The 16,288-nt window shown below is 68.9% G+C and carries 14 protein-coding genes and 2 pseudogenes; 13 read left to right on the top strand and 3 right to left on the bottom strand.

What is annotated here, in order from left to right; genetic code table 11:
- The 3 genes and pseudogenes from FE633_RS29965 to FE633_RS29955 all read left to right on the top strand — a co-directional run.
- A pseudogene (locus FE633_RS29965) lies at window positions 1–741 on the top strand (histidine kinase); the annotation flags it as partial.
- Window positions 738–1,424 carry a response regulator gene (locus FE633_RS29960; protein WP_138048299.1) on the top strand — a complete coding sequence of 229 codons (687 nt, stop codon included), beginning with the start codon at window positions 738–740 and terminating at the stop codon, window positions 1,422–1,424. The pseudogene FE633_RS29965 and the gene FE633_RS29960, both read left to right, overlap by 4 nt.
- Window positions 1,421–1,771: an SCO4225 family membrane protein gene (locus FE633_RS29955; RefSeq protein ID WP_171060172.1), complete on the top strand. Its 351-nt coding sequence runs from the start codon at window positions 1,421–1,423 to the stop codon at window positions 1,769–1,771. The genes FE633_RS29960 and FE633_RS29955 overlap by 4 nt, the downstream gene beginning before the upstream one ends.
- 119 nt (window positions 1,772–1,890) lie before the next feature.
- On the opposite strand, the pseudogene FE633_RS29950 reads toward FE633_RS29955, so the two are convergent.
- A pseudogene (locus FE633_RS29950) lies at window positions 1,891–2,166 on the bottom strand (response regulator); the annotation flags it as partial.
- Window positions 2,167–2,447: 281 nt separating this feature from the next.
- Here FE633_RS29950 and FE633_RS29945 point away from each other — a divergent pair.
- The 4 genes from FE633_RS29945 to FE633_RS29930 all read left to right on the top strand — a co-directional run bounded on the left by FE633_RS29945 (window position 2,448) and on the right by FE633_RS29930 (window position 6,003).
- The gene (locus FE633_RS29945) at window positions 2,448–2,882 is read left to right on the top strand and encodes a Zn-ribbon domain-containing OB-fold protein (protein WP_138048298.1); all 435 of its coding nucleotides are present in this window, start codon (window positions 2,448–2,450) and stop codon (window positions 2,880–2,882) included.
- Between the two features lie 145 nt (window positions 2,883–3,027).
- Window positions 3,028–4,203, top strand: coding sequence for an acyl-CoA dehydrogenase family protein (locus FE633_RS29940; protein WP_246113896.1), 1,176 nt, complete (start codon window positions 3,028–3,030; stop codon window positions 4,201–4,203).
- A 26-nt stretch (window positions 4,204–4,229) separates the two neighbouring features.
- Window positions 4,230–5,012, top strand: coding sequence for an electron transfer flavoprotein subunit beta/FixA family protein (locus tag FE633_RS29935; protein WP_138048297.1), 783 nt, complete (start codon window positions 4,230–4,232; stop codon window positions 5,010–5,012).
- 25 nt (window positions 5,013–5,037) lie between these two features.
- A complete protein-coding gene (locus tag FE633_RS29930) occupies window positions 5,038–6,003 on the top strand; it encodes an electron transfer flavoprotein subunit alpha/FixB family protein (RefSeq protein WP_138048296.1) in 966 nt (321 codons plus the stop codon).
- Between the two features lie 19 nt (window positions 6,004–6,022).
- Here the strand turns inward: FE633_RS29930 and FE633_RS29925 are convergent, their stop codons facing one another.
- Window positions 6,023–6,835: an SAM-dependent methyltransferase gene (locus tag FE633_RS29925; RefSeq protein ID WP_138048295.1), complete on the bottom strand. Its 813-nt coding sequence runs from the start codon at window positions 6,833–6,835 to the stop codon at window positions 6,023–6,025.
- Window positions 6,836–7,013: 178 nt separating this feature from the next.
- On the opposite strand from FE633_RS29925, the gene FE633_RS29920 reads away from it, so the two are divergent.
- Window positions 7,014–7,205, top strand: a complete 192-nt coding sequence (locus FE633_RS29920; protein ID WP_246113895.1) for an NAD(P)-dependent oxidoreductase — start codon at window positions 7,014–7,016, stop codon at window positions 7,203–7,205.
- A 52-nt stretch (window positions 7,206–7,257) separates the two neighbouring features.
- Here the strand turns inward: FE633_RS29920 and FE633_RS29915 are convergent, their stop codons facing one another.
- A complete protein-coding gene (locus tag FE633_RS29915) occupies window positions 7,258–9,822 on the bottom strand; it encodes a glycoside hydrolase family 32 protein (protein ID WP_138048294.1) in 2,565 nt (854 codons plus the stop codon).
- 447 nt (window positions 9,823–10,269) lie between these two features.
- Between FE633_RS29915 and FE633_RS29910 the strand changes: the two genes are divergently transcribed.
- From FE633_RS29910 to FE633_RS29890, 5 genes are all read left to right on the top strand, one after another.
- Window positions 10,270–11,304: a LacI family DNA-binding transcriptional regulator gene (locus tag FE633_RS29910; RefSeq protein WP_138048293.1), complete on the top strand. Its 1,035-nt coding sequence runs from the start codon at window positions 10,270–10,272 to the stop codon at window positions 11,302–11,304.
- A gap of 133 nt (window positions 11,305–11,437) precedes the next feature.
- Window positions 11,438–12,718, top strand: coding sequence for an extracellular solute-binding protein (locus FE633_RS29905; protein ID WP_246113894.1), 1,281 nt, complete (start codon window positions 11,438–11,440; stop codon window positions 12,716–12,718).
- Window positions 12,719–12,910: 192 nt separating this feature from the next.
- Window positions 12,911–13,750: a carbohydrate ABC transporter permease gene (locus tag FE633_RS29900; RefSeq protein WP_246113893.1), complete on the top strand. Its 840-nt coding sequence runs from the start codon at window positions 12,911–12,913 to the stop codon at window positions 13,748–13,750.
- 1 nt (window position 13,751) lies between these two features.
- Entirely contained in the window at window positions 13,752–14,663 is a 912-nt protein-coding gene (locus FE633_RS29895; RefSeq protein ID WP_138048291.1) for a carbohydrate ABC transporter permease, read from the top strand.
- Between the two features lie 79 nt (window positions 14,664–14,742).
- The gene (locus FE633_RS29890; RefSeq protein WP_138048290.1) at window positions 14,743–16,206 is read left to right on the top strand and encodes a glycoside hydrolase family 32 protein; all 1,464 of its coding nucleotides are present in this window, start codon (window positions 14,743–14,745) and stop codon (window positions 16,204–16,206) included.
- Window positions 16,207–16,288: the final 82 nt, after the last annotated feature.

The following is a 16,288-nucleotide window of genomic DNA, read 5'->3' as shown; positions in this document are numbered from 1 at the left end:
GCCCTGCGCGGGCGGCGCGACCGGGCCGCCCGGGGGACGCGCGAGGAACGCCTCGCCGCCTGGACCGAGGAGGCCGTCCGGGACGCGTGGGCCGAGCGCCGCCGGATCGCCGCCGGGCTGGAGACCACCGTGCTGGCGCGCACCGCCGACATGGTCGCGGAGGCGGAGGCGGGCCGGCTCGACGCGACCGCCGAACGCGCCCGCGAGGCCCTGGCCGCGATGCGCGCCCTGCTCGACACGGTCCGGGAGGGCGAGACGGAGCGCGAACTGCGGCCGCAGCCCACCCTCCAGGCTCTCGACCTGCTCGCCCATCACTGCCGGGCCACCGGCCGCGACGTCGAGATACGGCTGACCGACCGTGTGCCGGAGCGGCTGCCCACCGTGGTGGACCTGGCCGCCTACCATGCCGCCGAGACGGTACTCGCGGCCGGCGGCGAGGAGCCTGCGGTGCTCGAACTCGACGCGGACGACGACAAGTTGACGCTCACGGCCACCGGGGTGCCTCACTCCGCCCGCCCCGCCGTACGGGAACGGCTAGCGGCGCGGGTCGCGGCGCTCGGCGGGACCCTGACCACCGGTCCGACGGGTACGGTCCGCCTCCGGCTGCCCCTCGCTCCGGGCGGGACGGCCAGGGCCGACGCGGAGGGGGCCGACGGCGGACCCGCCCGCGGGGACGGACCCCCGACCGCCGTCGCGCCGGTTGTCGAGCAGGGCGACGACGAGGAGGAGAGGGAACGATGAGCCTCAGCGTGCTGGTCGTCGACGACCAGGGCATCGTACGGGCGGGATTCGCCGCCGTGATCGACGCCGAGGAGGACATGACGGTCGTCGGCGAGGCCGGCGACGGCGCCGCGGCGGTACGTCTCGCCGAGGAGCTGGCACCCGACGTGATCGTCATGGACGTCCGGATGCCCGAACTGGACGGGATCGCCGCCACCCGGATCATCACGGGCCGGGAGAACGCGCCCCGTGTCCTGGTGCTGACCACCTTCGACCTCGACGCGTACGTCTTCGACGCGCTGCGGGCCGGCGCCTCCGGTTTCCTGCTCAAGGACGTGCATGCCTCCGAACTGCTGCACGGCATCCGGGTGGTGGCCGCCGGCGAGAGCGTGCTCGCCCCGTCCGCGACCCGTCGGCTCATCGGCCACTACGCGTCCGGAGCGGGCACCGGATTCCGGGTCGAGGGTGGTCCCCGCGCGCTGGAGAGCCTGACCGAACGCGAACGGTTCGTCCTCTCCCTGGTCGCGTCCGGGCTGAACAACGCGGAGATCGCCGAGGAACTCGGCATCACCGTCGGCACCGTGAAGTCCCATGTGAACGCGCTCCTGCGCAAGCTCGGGCTGCGCGACCGCGTGCAGGCCACGATCCTGGCGTACGACCTCGGCCTCGCCCGCCCGAACCCACCCGGCACCCACACACCATGACCACCACAATCGAGGAGTCCACCGTCGTGACCGGTTCCGGCCGCTCCCTTCTCCGCCGTCTGCGCCACGCACTCAGCGACGTCGTCGCCCGCGTCTACCTCGCGGCCTGCGCCGCCCTGCTCGTGTGGGCGCTCGTGGTGACCGCCGGCGACAGCTCGGACGAGTCCATGGCGGGTGTCATCCCGCTGCTCGCCACCGCGCCGTTCAGCCTCGTGCTGCTTCTGCTGCCGGACCACGAAGCGATGCTCGTCGTCGCCGTCGTTCTCGGGGCGGTGGTCAACGCTGTGGTCATCGGCTGGTGCTCCCGCGCACTGCGCCGCGGCCAGAACCCGGACCCTTCGTCCTGAGCCACGTGCGCCAAGCGCAACGCGGTTGAGGAGTCGACCACGGGACAACGCACGAGGGCCGCGCCCGGGTGGGTGCGGCCCTCGTGATGACCGTGAACCGATGATGCGCCCGACTCAGCACGGGCGGTGAGCATGAGCACGGGAAGCCGCGCGATCTCGCGCCTGAGACTGCGCAGTACCTGAACGCCGTCCACGTCGGGCAGCATCCCGTCGAGGACGACGACGTGCGGGGCGCAACCGCGCGCCAGCCGCAGCGCGCTGCGCCCGTCCTCCGCCGTGAACGGCCGCCATCCCGCCTCGGTGACGGCCGCGGACAACAACTCGGTGAGCTCGGGCTCGTCGTCGACGATCAGCACACGAACCATGCCTTCGCGAGCCACAAAGGTGCCAGTCATCCCTCGACTCTGTCTCAGGACGCTGTGGACAGGCTGTGCCCGCCCGGGGCGTCGGACAGGAGCCGGACCCGCTCGCGACCAAGGCTCCACTGTGAGAGTAGCGGTGGGAAACCGGCTCTGACCTCAGTGAATGGAACGCTTTCCGCGCACAAAGATGCGTCAGCTCGTCGTTGACCGGCGCTCCGCGGCAGGGCCAGGGTGGTGGAGCCATACCGGATTCCGATCACCCGTTCTCGGTCGCCGAACTGAGCTCAGGAGGCCGTGATGCTCAGGAGGCCGTGATGCTTCAGACAGACACCCGTGAACACACCGAGCTCCGGGAAGACCACGACGTGGCTGCCGTCGCCACGACCGCGCCCGCCATGCCGACCGCGCCGGTGGTCTGCGGCGAACTATTCTTCCAGCGCTGTCTCTGGTGCGGCACCCCGGCCTACCGCCGTTCGTTCTGCCATGCCTGCGGGTCCAGGGCCTTCGAACGGGAGCGCAGCGCGGGCGTCGGGGTCGCCGTTCGCCGCATCGGCCACGCCCAGCACCACACGTGGTTCGTCGCGATGGACGAGGGCTTCAACCTGCTCTGCCAGGTCACCGGGACGGCGCCGGTCATGGTCGCGGTCGGGGCAAGAGTGAGTGTCGTACGGGCCGTAGCCCCCCTCGGTCAGGGCCTGCCCGTCGTCGAACTCACCTGCCCCGCACCGCCTTTGGAGCGCTGGTGGTGACGGGACCGCGCTTCCGACCACACCTCCGCCCTGTACGGAGCGGTCACATGACCGTTCTTGGCGCAGGCACCACGACCCGCCCGACCACCGCAACTACCGCCACCATCGCAACTACCGCCACCACCGCAACCACAAGGGGCCCACGATGAGCCGCAAGCCGATGAAGGATCCTCTCGACCTCCTCGACCTCTCCTCCACCCTCACCGACGAGGAACGCGAGATCCAGGCCACCGTCGCCAAGTTCCTTGCCGACCGGGTGCGCCCGCACATCGGAGAATGGTTCGAGAACGCGCACTTCGCCCGCGAACTCGCCCCGGAGCTCGGCAAGTTGGGCGTCCTCGGCATGCACCTCGAAGGGTACGGCTGCGCAGGCACCAACGCCGTCAGCTACGGACTGGCCTGTCTGGAGCTGGAGGCGGCGGACTCCGGCTTCCGCAGCTTCGTCTCCGTGCAGGGCTCGCTGTCGATGTTCTCCATCTGGAAGTGGGGCTCGGAGGAGCAGAAGCAGGAGTGGCTGCCCCGGCTCGCCGCCGGTGAGGCGATCGGCTGCTTCGGCCTGACCGAGCCCGACTTCGGCAGCAACCCCTCCGGGATGCGCACCAGGGCCGTCCGCGACGGCGACGACTGGATCCTGAACGGCTCCAAGATGTGGATCACCAACGGCGGCATCGCCGACGTGGCCACCGTCTGGGCGCAGACCGAGGACGGCGTTCGCGGCTTCCTCGTGCCGCGCGGGACGCCCGGCTTCACCACGCAGGACATCAAACAGAAGATGTCGCTGCGCGCGTCCATCACCTCGGAGCTGTACTTCGACAACGTACGGCTGCCCGACTCGGCGCGGCTGCCGCTCGCTGAGGGCCTGCGCGGACCGCTGTCCTGCCTGAACGAGGCCCGCTTCGGCATCCTGTTCGGCGCGGTCGGCGCGGCCCGCGACTGCATTCAGGCAGCCATCGAATACGCCGACTCCCGCGTGCAGTTCGACAAGCCGATCAGCGCCTTCCAGCTCACCCAGAAGAAGCTCGCCGACATGAGCGTGTCCCTGGGCAGCGCCGCACTGATCGCCGTGCATCTGGGCCGGCTCAAGGACCAGCACCGCATCAGGCCCGAACAAATCAGCGTCGGCAAGCTCAACAACGTCCGGGAGGCGATCGCCATCGCGCGGGAGTGCCGCACCATCTTGGGGGCCAACGGCATCTCCCTGGAGTACTCACCGCTGCGCCACGCCAACAACCTGGAGTCCGTCCTGACCTACGAAGGCACCAGCGAGATGCACACCCTGGTCGTCGGGCAGGCGATCACCGGACAGCCGGCGTTCCGCTGATCACTGATTGCTGAAAGAAGACGCCCGTGAACATCGTCGTACTCGTCAAGCAGGTCCCGGACACCGGCGCGGAACGCACCCTGTCCCAGGCCGACCACACCCTCGACCGCGAGGACGCCGACCTCGTCCTGGACGAGATCAACGAGCGGGCCGCCGAAGAGGCCCTGGCGCTGAAGGAGACGGCGGACGCCCACATCACCGTCGTCTCCATGGGACCCGACTCCGCACTCGACGCCATCCGCAGGGTCCTGGCGATGGGCGGCGACCGGGGGATCCACATCTGCGACGACAGGTTGCACGGAGCCGACGTACTGACCACCGCGAGGGTCCTGGCGGCCGCTGTACGGACCGTGACGGACGTCGACCTGGTGCTGGCGGGCAACGCGACCACCGACGGACAGGCGAGCGCGGTCCCCGCCGTCGTCGCGGACCTGCTCGCCCTGCCGCAACTGACCCATGTGCGCAAGCTCGGCGTGGACGCGGACGCGGGCCGGGTGCGCGCCGAACGCGAGACCGAGAACGGCGAAGCGACGCTGGACGCACCGCTGCCCGCGCTGGTCAGCGTCACCGAGAAGATCAACGAGCCGCGCTACCCCTCGTTCAAGGGGATCATGGCCGCCAAGAAGAAGCCGGTGGACACGGTCGACCTCGACGACCTGTTCCCCGACGCGGCCGGATTCCTGGTGACCCGCACTCGCGTCGTGGAGGCCGTACCGCGTCCCCCGCGAGCCGCCGGAACCCGCATCGCGGACGACGGCTCGGCCGGCCGGCAGCTCGCCGCATACCTGATCGCCCAGAAGCTCGTCTGAACCGCCCGACCAGGAAAACAGGCCCATGCCCTATGTCCTCGTACTCGTCGACCACGACGGGGATCATGTCAACACATCCACATATGAACTCCTGGCCGCCGCACGGCGATTGGGGGACCCGGCCGCCGTCGTCGTCGGAACCCCCGGCACAGCGGCGCGCCTCAGGCGATCGCTCGCACGCCACGGCGCCACAAGCGTCCACGCGGCGGAATCCACCGACGCGGCCGCGTTTCTCGTCACGCCCGCCGTCGACGCCCTGGAACTCGCGGTCCGTGAAACGTCTCCAGCCGCCGTTCTGGTCTCCTCCACGACGGACGGCCGGGAGGTGGCCGCGCGTCTCGCCGCGCGGCTGGACGCCGGGCTGCTGATCGACGCGGTCGACCTGGACTCGTCCGGGGTGGTCACCCAGATCGTCTTCGGGGGGTCGTACACCGTGCGCTCCCAGGCCACCCATGGCATACCCGTGATCACCGTGCGCCCGGGAGCCTTCGAGCCCGAGGAACATCCCGGGGAAGCCGTGGAGCGGACACTCGCCCTGCCGACGGTCGACCCCGCGGCGTCCGCCCGTATCACCGCCCGGCGCGCCGCGCCCGCGGGCGACCGACCTGGGCTCACCGAGGCGGCGGTCGTCGTCTCCGGAGGCCGCGGTGTCGGAGGAACGGACGGCTTCAAGGTGGTGGAGGAGCTGGCCGACGCCCTGCGAGGCGCGGTGGGCGCCTCGCGCGCCGCGGTGGACGCGGGCTACTACCCGCACCAGTTCCAGGTCGGGCAGACCGGCAAGTCCGTCTCTCCCCAGCTGTACATCGCCCTGGGCATCTCCGGGGCCATCCAGCACCTCGCCGGGATGCAGACCTCCAAGACGATCGTCGCGGTCAACAAGGACCCGGAGGCCCCGATCCTCGACCTCGCCGACTACGGCGTGGTGGGCGACCTGTTCACGGTGGCTCCCCAGCTCACGCAGGAAGTGGCCGCCCGCCGCGCGGTCGGTTGAGGCAGCAAGGGATCCGGCGTCACGGTTTGATGGCCACTGCGCCGAACTGCGGGACCGTGGCAGGGGAGTCGGACTCGGCACGCCAGTGTGCGCACGAGACAAGACCCGGGGCGAGGAGGTCCAGGCCGTCGAAGAAGGCGGTGATCTCCGTGCGGCTGCGGGCGGTGATCGGCGGAGTGGCGTTCTCGTTCCAGAACGTCATGGCTGCGATGTTGCCCTCGCCGCCGAGGTCGGCGTCGGTGGTGGGGTGGGTCAGGACGAGATAGCTTCCGGAGGGGACCGCGGCCAGGATCTCGCGCACGATGTCCTGCGCCTGGCCGGTGTCGAGGACGAAGTTCAGGATGCCGAGCATCATGACCGCGACGGGCTGGTCGAGGTCGAGGGTCGCCGCGGCACCCTTGAGGATGGTGTCCGGGTGGCGGGCGTCGGCATCGATGTAGGCGGTGGCGCCCTCGGGGGCGCTGGTCAGCAGGGCGCGGGCGTGGGCGAGCATGATGGGGTCGTTGTCGACGTACACGATCCGCGACTCGGCCGCGATCCGCTGGGCGATCTCATGGGTGTTGTCCAGGGTCGGCAGTCCGGTGCCGATGTCCAGGAACTGCCGCACCCCGCGGTCGGCGGCCAGGAATTGGACGGTGCGGCCCAGGAAGGCGCGGTCCGCGCGAGCCACGTCCCGGATCACCGGGAACATCGAGGCGACCCGCTCACCGACCTGCTGGTCGACCTCGTAGTTGTCTTTCCCGCCGATCCAGTAGTTCCAGACCCGGGCATTGTGCGCCACCTCGGTATTGAGCCGCCCCGATCTGCCTGTCGGGCGCTGGGTCTCCGTCATGTCTCCCCCTCCCTGCACGCCCACGATGTGTTCGGGGCGTACGCGGCCGCCGCAGCGGCACGGACCGTCGACGCCATTGTGCCGCCCGTTGATCACAGTGTCCGGGAGTTCAGTCGACCGGAGCCGGAATGGTCGCCGCCCGTGTCTCGCGCATGCGGTACTCGCTCGGGCTGATGCCGTGTTCGCGCTAGCGCGGCGAGCAGCCGGCCCCAACCCGGTCGACAAGCCCGCCACCGGCCGTATCAAGTCCGGCTTCCTGGGCCACGACAAGGTCGGCTCGGCGATGACCCGTGCGGACATCGCCGCCTTCCTCGTCTCCCAGCTGACCGACCCCCGCTACCGCCGGGCCATGCCCGTCATCAGCAACTGAGGCCGTGCGGTGGGAGACGCATGCCAGGCTCCCACCGCAGGACCCCGACGTCTCATTGGTCGCGGTAGGAGCCGAGCTGCCAGACACTGGCCCGGTCCAGCTTCACCGAGCCGTTCTCGGCGAAGACCTGCACCCCCTGGCTCGCGGGGTCGGGGAAGATCTGGTCGGTGATCACCGCCTCGCCGCTGCCGCCGAAGACCTCGACGGACGACCAGTCGACGAGGATCCGCAGCTTCACCTTGCCGTTCTTGGCCTGGAGCGGCGCCCGCTGCACGCCGGGGAAGGTGCTGTTGAAGTCCACCGCGCCGGAGCGGGTGCGGTCGACGTACAGCTCCTGGGTCGTGGTGTCGTAGCCGATGACGGTCTCCTCGCCTCCGGCGCCGGTGCGCACCTTCAGGCCGAAGCGTTCGGCGTCCTTGAGGGAGAACGTCGCCTCGATGTCGAGTGCCTTCCCCCTGGCCGCATTGCCGATCAGGGGCTTTGAGGAACTCGTGACGGTGACGCCTGCCGCCGTCGCCGGGTAATTCTCCCGGAGGGACGCCAGGCTGTTGACCGGCTCACTCGTCAGCCGGACCCGGCCGTCGACGGTGCGCAGGGCCATCTGCCGGGGGGCGCTTTGCGCGCCGCGCCAGGGGGACGTGGGGATGGCGCCGCTGTAGTCCCAGTTGTTCATCCAGCCGATCATGTACCGCTTGCCGCCCGGTGCGTTCTCCCAGGACACCGCCGCGTAGTAGTCCTTGCCGTAGTCGGCCCAGTCGGCGCGCTGTACGACGGACTTGGCGGGCCTGTCGGCGGCGGTGAACTGGTCGGCCAGGAGGTGGCCCCAGCCGGCGCTGTTCATGTCGACGATCTGGATGCGTGCCTTCTTGCCGGCGTAGGGACGCAGGTCGAAGGAGGCCCAGTCCAGAGTCTCACTGTTGGAACCGGTGGCGCTGTGGACGACCTGGCCGTCGACGATCAGGTTGACGGACGTCTCCTGGGAGACGGGCTGCGCCTTGGTGTCGGACAGCATGATGTGGTCGACGTTGATGTGGCCCCAGCCACCGGCGTTGTCGTCGACGATCCTGATCTGCGCCTTCTTGCCGCCGAGGTCGCCGACGTCCCACGAAGCCCAGTTGAGAGCTTCGCCGTCCTTTCCGGTCGCGCTGCGCACCACCTGACCGTCGACGAGCAGTTCGACGGCGGTGGGGTTGTCGGAGCCGGCGGGGTGGTTGCCGCCACCGATGAGGAAGTTGATGTGGTCCTTGTCGAGGGTGAATTCGGGTGAGGTGAGGGTGCCGGTGGTCGAGTCGCCGTTCAGGTAGGTGTTGACCAGGCCGTCGCCCAGAAACCCGGAGACCTCTTGCTGGTTGGGGAGGGTGCCGGCTGCCGGTGCCGTACCGAAGGCGTCTCCGGTCTTCGTCCAGTCGCCGTAGCTGCCGCCTTCGAAGTCGGCGAGGACCGTGCCCTCGGGCGGAGGTCCCTGCTCCATGACGGTTCCGGGCTCGTGCGGGTGCCGTCCACCGCCGACCTTGAAGTTCAAGTAGCCGCTGTCGACGGTGAATTCGGGTGAGGTGAGGGTGCCGGTGGTGCCGTCACCCGAGTGGAAGCTGTTGGCGAGACCCTTGCCGTCGAAGCCTTCGACGGTTCCCTGCCCGTCCAGCGCCCCGGCCGTCGGTCCCTCGCCGAACGCGGTGCCGGTGGTTGTCCACGCACCGAAGTCGGTGCTCTCGAAGTCCTGCACGACCGTGCCGGTGGGCGGTGTGTAGGTGCCCTTGTCCTCGGCGGTGAACTTCTTGCCGTCGAAGTCGCCGATGAAGTACTGGGCGGCCGAGCCACCCGCGATACCACCGGGGTTGATGTTGACGACCAGGACCCACTTGATGTTGTTCTCGTCCCCGTCGACCGCGAGGGGGAACAGGTCGGGGCACTCCCATACACCGCCGGTCGCGCCGGCCGGCCCGAACTCGCTGAGCAGGTCCCAGTCCTTGAGGTTCTTCGACGAGTAGAACCGCACCTTGTGCTCGGTGGACAGCGACACCGTCATCAGCCAGCTCTTGGTCGGCTCGTACCACTGGACCTTGGGGTCACGGAACTCTCTGGAGCCGATGTCGAGGACGGGATTGCCCTGGTACTTGATCCAGGTGCGGCCCCGGTCGGTGCTGTAGGCGAGCGATTGGGCCTGCTTGCCGCCGTTCTTGTAGGCGCTGGTGTAGATCGCCACCATGGGCGGGTTCTCCTTCGTGCCGAACCCGGTGGTGTTGTTCCAGTCGACGACCGCGCTGCCGGAGAACACCATCTCCTTGTCGTCGTGCGACAGGGCGAGCGGCAACTCCTTCCAGTGCACGAGGTCCTTGCTCACCGCGTGCCCCCAGGACATGTCACCCCAGGAGTTGCCGTTCGGGTTGTACTGGTAGAAGAGGTGGTACTCGCCCTTGTAGTACACGAGGCCGTTGGGGTCGTTCATCCAATTCTTCTCCGGGGTGAAGTGGAACTGGGGCCTGTAGGTCTCGGAGTACGGCGGGGTGTCGGCAGCGACGGCCTGGGGGGCCGGCGGGGCTGCGGACAGGGCGCAGACGGTCGCCACCGCCGCGATCATCCGTGTGCGGGCATGCCGGGATACACGTACAGAGCTCATGGTGTCTCCTGTGCCGCGGCCGTCCGCGCAGCGGAGCCTGCTGCCCAGCGCGGACCGACCGAAAAGTGATGCCTGGCCGGCGAGTGTCCACGGCGTCGGCCAGGAGTGTCATCGTTGACTTGTGTCATCGATGACATCGAGTGGCCCGATGATGAGGGCAATCCCGCCGATGCGTCAACAGCCCTGGCGCGAGGTAACCAATGGGTGGCTCATTTGCCCGTCATGCGCGGCCGACTGCGGCGGGCTGCGCCAACTCGCTCTGCTGCGGCGGATGGGGACCGGCAACGGAGCAGGTCAGGGCCGCGACGCGGGTCGCGGTCGCCCGTTCCCTGCCGCCGCCTCGCACCGGCATCGCCTGGCCACGAGTTCGTAACGAGCCGTTGACAGGGGCGCCTCGTGGGGCGCACGCTCATCCCGCACTCAATTGCCAAAACGATTGGGCACAACATGGGCAGGCGGATCGGGATCAAAGACGTGGCGGCGGCCGCCGGCGTCTCGGCCACGACCGTTTCCCACATCCTCAACGAGGTCGAGGGCAAGCGCGTCAACCCCGAGACCCGGCAGCGCGTTCTCGAAACGGCCCGGCAACTGGGGTACGCGCCCAACGGATTGGCGCGGGGGCTGCGGCTGCGGCGGTCGAACACGATCGGCTTCGTCAGCGACCAGATCGCCACCACTCCGCACGCCGGCCGGATCATCCTGGGAGCGCAGGAGGAGGCGGCCAAGCACGGACTGCTGCTGCTCATGCTGAACACCGGCGGCGACCCGGAGCTGGAGCGCAAGGAGATCGATCTGCTGCTGCAGCGCCAGGTCGACGGCGTGCTGTATGCGTCCATGTACCACCGGGTCGTGGAGGTGCCGGAGCGGCTGCGGTCGGTCCCCACCGTGCTGCTGGACGCGCGCTCGGACGACCCCGGCGTGCCCTCGGTCGTACCGGACGAGGTCCTGGGCGGGCAGACGGCGGTGCGCGAGCTGGTCCGCCACGGCCACCGCCGTATCGGCTTCATCAACAACGTCGACGACATCCCGGCCACCCACGGACGACTTGAGGGCTACCGGCGTGCTCTCGCCGAGGCGGACATCGCCGAGGACCCCCGGCTGGTGGTGACGGAGACCACCGATGCCGCCGGCGGGTACCGGGCGGCGCTTCGACTGCTGCGGGCGGAGGAACGGCCCACCGCGTTGTTCTGCTTCGCCGACCGGATGGCGATGGGCGTCTACCGCGCCGCCGCCGAACTGAGGCTGTCGATCCCTGCCGACCTGTCGGTCATCGGGTTCGACGACCAGGACCTGATCTGTGACGGTTTGTTCCCCGGGCTGACCACCGTCGCCCTGCCGCACTACGAGATGGGGGCGCGGGCTGTCGCGCAGCTGCTCGCGCTCACAGGCGCCCCGGGCCAGGAGTCCGGTCCGGCTGCTCAGGAAATGCTGCCCTGCCCGCTGGTGGTACGGGCATCGGTCGCTTCGCCGCCCCGACTCTGACCCCGGAACGGCGAAGCACCACCGATACAGGCGGCCGTCAACACCGGCCGCCGGCACGGTCTGCCAGGACCGTGCCCAGTGAAATTGGAGGACCCCAGTGAACCCAGTGGAATCGAGAACCAGGCGCCTCACGGTGTCGAGCATAGCCGCCCTTGCCGCGGCGGCGCTCGTGGCCGGGTGCGGCGGCAGTGGGAGCACCGGCTCGTCGGGCGCCGACGGCGACACGCTGACCCTGTGGACGCACAACGCCGGCAACGCCGCCGAGTACGGCGTGGTGAAGCAGATCGTCAAGGACTTCAACGCCGGCCAGAGCAAGTACAAGGTCAAGATCCAGGCGTTCCCGCAGGGTTCCTACAACGACTCGGTGGTGGCCGCGGCGTCCGCCAAGAAGCTGCCGTGCATCCTCGACGTCGACGGGCCCAACGTCCCGAACTGGGCCTGGGGTGGGTACCTCGCGCCGCTGGACCTGTCCAAGGGCAAGGTCGCCGTGAAGGACCAGCTGCCCAGCACGGTCGCCACGTACCAGGACAAGACCTACGCGTTCGGCTTCTACGATGTCGCGCTGACCATGTACTCCCGCAAGTCGGTGCTGAAGAAGTACGACATCCGCGTCCCCACCCTCGACAAGCCCTGGACCAAGGCCGAGTTCATGGACGCGCTCGCCAAGATCAAGGCGAGCGGCAGGTTCAAGAACACGCTGGACCTCGGCACGGGCGACCCCGGCGAGTGGTGGCCGTACGCCTACTCGCCGATGCTGCAGAGCTTCGGCGGCGACCTGATCGACCGCTCGGCCTACAAGACCGCCAAGGGCGCGCTGAACGGTGAGAAGGCCGTCGAGTGGGGCAAGTGGTTCCGCTCGATGGTCACGAAGGGCTACGCGCCGCAGAAGTCCAGCAAGAGCCCCGCCGACGACTTCCGCAACGGCAGGACCGCCATCCAGTGGGACGGCAGCTGGTCCGCCCAGGCGAACACCGACAAGTTCGGCAGCGACCTGGCGATCCTCCCGCCGGTCGATTTCGGCGACGGACCGAAGATCGGCGGAGCATCCTGGCAGTGGGGCATGAGCTCGACCTGCGCCAACAAGGAAGGTGCCCAGGCGTACCTGAACTTCTCCCGGCAGACGAAGTACTTCGTGGACTTCGCCAAGGCCACCAACACCATCCCCGCCACCAACGCGGCAGCGGAACAAGTGAAGGGCTACGAAACGGGCGGTCAGTTCAACATCTTCCTCAAGGAAGCGCAGCGGTTCGCGATGGTCCGGCCCGTCACCCCGGCCTACCCCTACATCTCCACGGTGTTCTCCAAGACGGCTCGGGACATCCTGGCCGGCGCCAATGTCAAGGGCGCCCTCGACCAGGCCGTCAGTCAGATCGACAACAACCTGTCGACCAACAACTACTCCACCGGCAGCTGACCGCGCCCGCCCGCCCCGGCGGAGGCGGTTCCTCCCCACCACCCCCGCCGGGACACGTACCTGCCTGGATGTCCCATGAGTACAACAATGACCTCACTGCCCTCCCGACCCGGCACCACCGCCGGTGCCCCACAGACCCGTCGGACGACGCGTAGGCGATCACGGCGCAGGGAAAGCCTCACCGCCCTCGGCATGGTGAGTCCCGCCGTTTTCCTCCTGCTGCTGTTCTTCGTCATCCCTGTGGTGCTGGCCTTCGCGCTGGCGTTCACCAACGCCCGCCTGGTGTCGCCGACCCCGGCCGAGTTCACGGGCCTGCAGAACTTCCGCACCCTGCTGGACGACCCACTGTTCTACAAGTCGCTGCGCAACACCTTCTACTTCGCCGCCGTCGTCGTCCCGCTCCAGGGCGGCCTGGCTCTGGTGCTCGCGCTGCTCGTCAACGCCAAGCTCAAAGGCGTCAACTTCTTCCGCACCGTCTACTTCATCCCGGTCGTCACCTCGATGGTGGTGGTGTCCCTCCTGTGGACGTTCATGTACCAGAAGACCGGGCTGGTCAACGAGCTCATCTCGCAGCTCACCCTCGGCGTTGTGCACGGACCGGACTGGCTGAACAACCCGTCCACGGCCATGCCCGCCATCATCTTCATGTCCGTCTGGCAGGGCGTCGGCTTCCACATGGTCATCTGGCTGGCCGGACTCCAGACCATCCCGCAGGATTTGTACGAGGCTGCCGACATCGACGGGGCCACGCGCTGGGTGCGCTTCCGATACGTGACCTGGCCCGGCCTGCGCACGACCCGGACCTTCGTGCTCATCACCATCACGATCGCCGCGTTCAGCCTGTTCGCACAGGTCAGCGTGATGACGCAGGGCGGGCCCCTGGACTCGACCACCACGGTCGTCTACCAGGCCGTGCAGACCGGATACGCGCAGCAGCAGACCGGATACGCGTCCGCGATCTCCCTCGTCTTCTTCGTACTGGTGCTGGCGGTCTCCCTCGTACAACGCTTCCTCACCCGGGAGAAGGACTGACATGACCTCCGTATCCCCCGCCCCCGCACGCCCGGGCCACCGGAGGCCGCTGCTGCGCATGCTTGCCCTGCAGGCGGCACGCATCGCGCTCGCGCTGTTCTTCGCGTTCCCCATCGTGTTCATGCTGGTGTCATCGCTCAAGCCCGACCAGCAGATCTTCGGCGATCTGGACAGCATCAAGGCGTTCCTGCCGGTCGGCCATGTGTCCCTGGACAACTACACCGGAGTCTTCGACCGGGTGCCCGCCGCCCGGTTCCTGTTCAACTCCATCGGGATCTCCGCCGTCACCGTGGTCCTGGGCATCTTCGTCAACAGCCTCGCGGCGTTCGCCCTGTCCCGGATGCGCTGGCGCGGCAAGAAGATCGTGCTCACCGCCGTGATCGCTACGCTGATCGTGCCGTTCGAGACCTTCGCCCTGCCGATGGTCTGGTGGGTCAACCAACTGCCCTGGCTCCAGGTCAACGGCTTTCACCTCACCCTGACCGAAGGCTGGCTGGACACCTATCAGGTGCAGGTCCTGCCCTTCGTCGCCAACGCCTTCTCCATCTTCCTGTTCCACCAGTACTTCCAGAGCATCCCCAAGGAACTCGACGAAGCCGCCGTCATCGACGGGGCGAACTGGTTCGGTATCTACCGGCGCATCGTCATGCCGCTGTCCGGCCCAGCGATCGCCACGGTCGCCATCCTGACCTTCCTGCCCGCCTGGAACTCCTATCTGTGGCCGCTGATGGTCGTCCAGAGCGAGGACCTGCGCCCGGTCATGGTCGGCATCCAGTACTTCTTCCAGCTGAACCCTTCCTGGGGCGAGATCATGGCCTACTCGTCGATGATCACCGTGCCGGTGCTCGCGCTGTTCGTGGCCTTCCAGCGGGCCTTCGTCAGCAGCATCGCCTCCAGCGGCGTCAAGGGCTGACCTCCGCCGGGCCGATGGCGCCCGCCCCACTTCGTCTGCCACCCCCCCTGTGCCTCGCGCACCCTTCGAAAGGCCCCGTGTGTCCACGCCGCCCGCCGACCCCCACCTGCCCGCCGTGCACCTGCGCCCGCCCCGCAACTGGATCAACGACCCCAACGGGCTGGTCTTCCACGCCGGCCACTACCACGTGTTCTTCCAGTACAACCCGGACGCCCCGCAGCACGCGAACGTGCACTGGGGCCACGCCCGCAGCCGAGACCTGATCACCTGGGAACAGCTCCCGGTCGCCCTCGCCCCCACCCCCGGCGGCGATGACGCCGACGGCTGCTACTCCGGCAACGCGATCTCCGTCGACGGCCGGCTGGTGGCCTTCTACTCCGCCCACCGCACCGGCCGCTGGTGGCAGCCGGTCACCACCGCCGAGTCCCACGACGGCGGACACACCTGGGCCAAGCGGCCGGAGTCGCTCATCCCACAGCCGCCCACCGACACCACCATGTACCGGGACCCCTACGTCTGGCAGCAGGACGGCCGGTGGCGGATGCTGGTCGGCTCGGCACTCGCCGACGGCCGCGGTGCGGCACTGCTCTACGAGTCCGACGACCTGGAGCACTGGACTTACCTCGGCCCCTTCCACACCAGCAGCCCCGCCGACCCCGCCGACCCGGCCGGCTGGGAATGCCCCCAGTACGCGACCTTCGGCGACCGCGGCGTCCTGATCGTCAGCGACTGGACCCCGCAGGACGGCCCGTCCCACGTCACGGTCCACACCGGCCACGAGGAACACGGTCGTTTCACGACGACCGCACCCCCCGTACGGCTGGACCATGGCCCGGACTTCTACGCCCCCGCTCTGCTCAAGGCCCCCGAGGAGGATCGCTGGCTGCTGTGGGGCTGGTCGTGGGAGGCCCGCGACGAATCCTGGGCGCACGAAGCCGGTTGGGCCGGCGTCCTCACTCTCCCGCGCGAGATCACCCTGGCCGACGACGGCACGGTCGGCCAGCGCCCGGCCCGCGAACTGCTCGCCCTGCGCGGGGAACGCGTCCTGCACCGCAGTGAACACGTCACCCGATCCGGGCCGGTTGAACTGGGGGAGGTCAGCCGCACCTTCGACCTCACCGCGGTCCTGACCCCCGACCCCGCCGACACGAGCGGCCTGCGTCTGATCACCTCCGCGGACGGCAGCGAGTACCTCCACATCAGTTTCGACCCCACCGCCTGCCATCTCATCGTTGACCGCAGCCACGCATCACTGGACGCACGAGCACGAGAGGGCGTATACACCGTCCCTTGCCCGGTCGCGCGCGTACCCCGCACTCCTGTCGAACTGCGCGTCGTCGTGGACCGCTCGATCGCCGAGATCTACCTGTCCACCGGTCAAGTCCTCACCGTCAGGTTCTATCCCGTCGGCGACGGACCATGGCGGTTGGAGGCCCACACCACGGGCATCGCAGGCAGCGACTTCACTGTCGAGGCGTGGGACCTGAATGCCGTCGGACTCCGTCACGAAACGCTGCTGGCGTGCCAACTGCGGGACGCATGAACGAAGAACCTCCTGCCCGGCGTTCGCTCTGGGACAAGCATCCGTGCGCCGACGGGCACGGGCCGTCGTTCCACCCGGCCTA

Origin of the sequence: Streptomyces montanus, assembly GCF_005786655.1 — a bacterium.
Taxonomy (GTDB): Bacteria; Actinomycetota; Actinomycetes; order Streptomycetales; family Streptomycetaceae; genus Streptomyces; species Streptomyces sporangiiformans.
Note: the sequence above shows the minus strand (reverse complement) of the source record. Positions and strands in the feature narration are given on the sequence as shown.